The organism is Bordetella petrii, assembly GCF_020991325.1.
GTDB classification, from domain to species: Bacteria; Pseudomonadota; Gammaproteobacteria; order Burkholderiales; family Burkholderiaceae_B; genus Bordetella_A; species Bordetella_A petrii_E.
On record NZ_JAJMLX010000411.1, the window covers coordinates 1 to 2,823 of the forward strand.

2 tRNA genes and 2 rRNA genes are annotated in these 2,823 nt (G+C 53.2%); all 4 read right to left on the reverse strand.

Features of this window, described 5'->3' with window-relative positions:
* A 23S ribosomal RNA gene (locus LPZ50_RS23825) occupies positions 1-1,951 on the reverse strand; the annotation flags it as partial.
* Positions 1,952-2,232: 281 nt separating this feature from the next.
* A tRNA-Ala gene (locus tag LPZ50_RS23830) sits at positions 2,233-2,308 on the reverse strand.
* A 39-nt stretch (positions 2,309-2,347) separates the two neighbouring features.
* Positions 2,348-2,424: transfer RNA gene (locus tag LPZ50_RS23835), tRNA-Ile, on the reverse strand.
* A gap of 141 nt (positions 2,425-2,565) precedes the next feature.
* A 16S ribosomal RNA gene (locus LPZ50_RS23840) occupies positions 2,566-2,823 on the reverse strand; the annotation flags it as partial.

The following is a 2,823-nucleotide window of genomic DNA, read 5'->3' on the forward strand; positions in this document are numbered from 1 at the left end:
TCGTGCAGGTCGGAACTTACCCGACAAGGAATTTCGCTACCTTAGGACCGTTATAGTTACGGCCGCCGTTTACCGGGGCTTCGATCAAGAGCTTGCACCCCATCACTTAACCTTCCGGCACCGGGCAGGCGTCACACCCTATACGTCGACTTTCGTCTTGGCAGAGTGCTGTGTTTTTAATAAACAGTCGCAGCCACCGATTCTCTGCGACCCCATCGAGCTCGGCGCGCAGGCGCCTCACCCTACCGGGGTATACCTTCTCCCGAAGTTACGGTATCAATTTGCCGAGTTCCTTCTCCTGAGTTCTCTCAAGCGCCTTGGAATATTCATCCCGTCCACCTGTGTCGGTTTGCGGTACGGTCTCGTACAGCTGAAGCTTAGAGGCTTTTCTTGGAACCACTTCCAATCACTTCGCAGAACATGTCTGCTCGTGCCGCACCCTTGAATCACGCGCCCGGATTTGCCTAAAGCGCCTTCTCTAATGCAGCAACAGGGACTTCCAACACCCTGATGACCTTCCGCGATCCGTCCCCCCATCGCACTGTACGACGGTGCGGGAATATTAACCCGCTTCCCATCAGCTACGCATCTCTGCCTCGCCTTAGGGGCCGACTCACCCTGCGCCGATGAACGTTGCGCAGGAAACCTTGGACTTACGGCGAGGGGGCTTTTCACCCCCTTTATCGCTACTCATGTCAGCATTCGCACTTCTGATACCTCCAGCAGCCTTTACAAGCCACCTTCGCAGGCTTACAGAACGCTCTCCTACCGCGTGTACAAAGTACACACCCGCAGCTTCGGTTTATCGCTTGAGCCCCGTTACATCTTCCGCGCAGGACGACTCGATCAGTGAGCTATTACGCTTTCTTTAAAGGATGGCTGCTTCTAAGCCAACCTCCTGACTGTCTATGCCTTCCCACTTCGTTTCCCACTTAGCGATAATTCGGGACCTTAGCTGGCGGTCTGGGTTGTTTCCCTCTTGAGTCCGGACGTTAGCACCCGGTGCTCTGTCTCCCAAGCTGGACTTGCGGGTATTCGGAGTTTGCCATGGTTTGGTAAGTCGCCATGACCCCCTAGCCATAACAGTGCTCTACCCCCCGCAGTCATACTTGAGGCACTACCTAAATAGTTTTCGGAGAGAACCAGCTATTTCCAGATTTGTTTAGCCTTTCACCCCTATCCACAGCTCATCCCCTAGTTTTTCAACACTAGTGGGTTCGGTCCTCCAGCACGTGTTACCGTGCCTTCAACCTGGCCATGGGTAGATCATCTGGTTTCGGGTCTACACCCAGCGACTGATTCGCCCTATTCGGACTCGCTTTCGCTACGCCTTCCCTATTCGGTTAAGCTCGCCACTGAATGTAAGTCGCTGACCCATTATACAAAAGGTACGCCGTCACCCCATAAAGAGGCTCCGACTGTTTGTATGCATACGGTTTCAGGATCTATTTCACTCCCCTTCCGGGGTTCTTTTCGCCTTTCCCTCACGGTACTGGTTCACTATCGGTCGATCACGAGTATTTAGCCTTGGAGGATGGTCCCCCCATCTTCAGACAGGATTTCACGTGTCCCGCCCTACTTCTCTTACGCCTAGTTCCACAAACCAGATTTCGTCTACAGGGCTATCACCTGCTACGGCCGGACTTTCCATTCCGTTCGACTACCTGATCTGCTAAATCGTAAAGGCTCTTCCGATTTCGCTCGCCACTACTTTCGGAATCTCGGTTGATGTCTTTTCCTCGAGTTACTGAGATGTTTCAGTTCACCCGGTTCGCTTCCTCTGGCCTATGTATTCAGCCAGGGATACCGCCTTACAGCGGTGGGTTTCCCCATTCGGACATCTGCGGATCAAAGCTTGTTTGCCAGCTCCCCGCAGCTTTTCGCAGGCTACCACGTCCTTCTTCGCCTGTGATCGCCAAGGCATCCACCATATGCACTTAGTCGCTTGATCCTATAACACTACCGTCTTATAGGACGCTGATATGTTTCGCGTTTGTGCCGTTCATAAGTTTCAAAGCAGCCCAATCAATTCCTTGATCAGACCTTGAGACTTGGAACAAATCTAATGCAATCACAACCCGTGCCCATGGTTCATCGGCCGCAGCCGACTACTTCATGCACACTTTCGTTGTGCTTCTTCCTAATTGTTAAAGAACATGTATAGCTTCATCGGGACAAAACCCAATGCATAAGACTGAACCACTCAGCCCTATGCACTGACTTCTGCTTCAATGGTGGAGGTGAACGGGATCGAACCGATGACATCCTGCTTGCAAAGCAGGCGCTCTCCCAGCTGAGCTACACCCCCATACCCCAACACGGCAACAACCCCCCGCATCGCGATACCTGGTGGGTCTGGTTGGATTCGAACCAACGACCCCCGCCTTATCAAGACGGTGCTCTAACCGACTGAGCTACAGACCCAAAAACCCTCTTCGGATCAGCAGTCTACCGATCGCAGCCCAGGGAGGTGTCTGCCCCCTCAACCCGCGCTCACAACCGATCCCGGCTACACATACAAACAACCGATAAGCGTGGACACTTAAGCAATACAGCTAAGCTCTTAAAGGAGGTGATCCAGCCGCACCTTCCGATACGGCTACCTTGTTACGACTTCACCCCAGTCATGAATCCTACCGTGGTAATCGCCCCCCTTGCGGTTAGGCTAACTACTTCTGGTAAAACCCACTCCCATGGTGTGACGGGCGGTGTGTACAAGACCCGGGAACGTATTCACCGCGACATGCTGATCCGCGATTACTAGCGATTCCGACTTCACGCAGTCGAGTTGCAGACTGCGATCCGGACTACGATCGGGTTTCT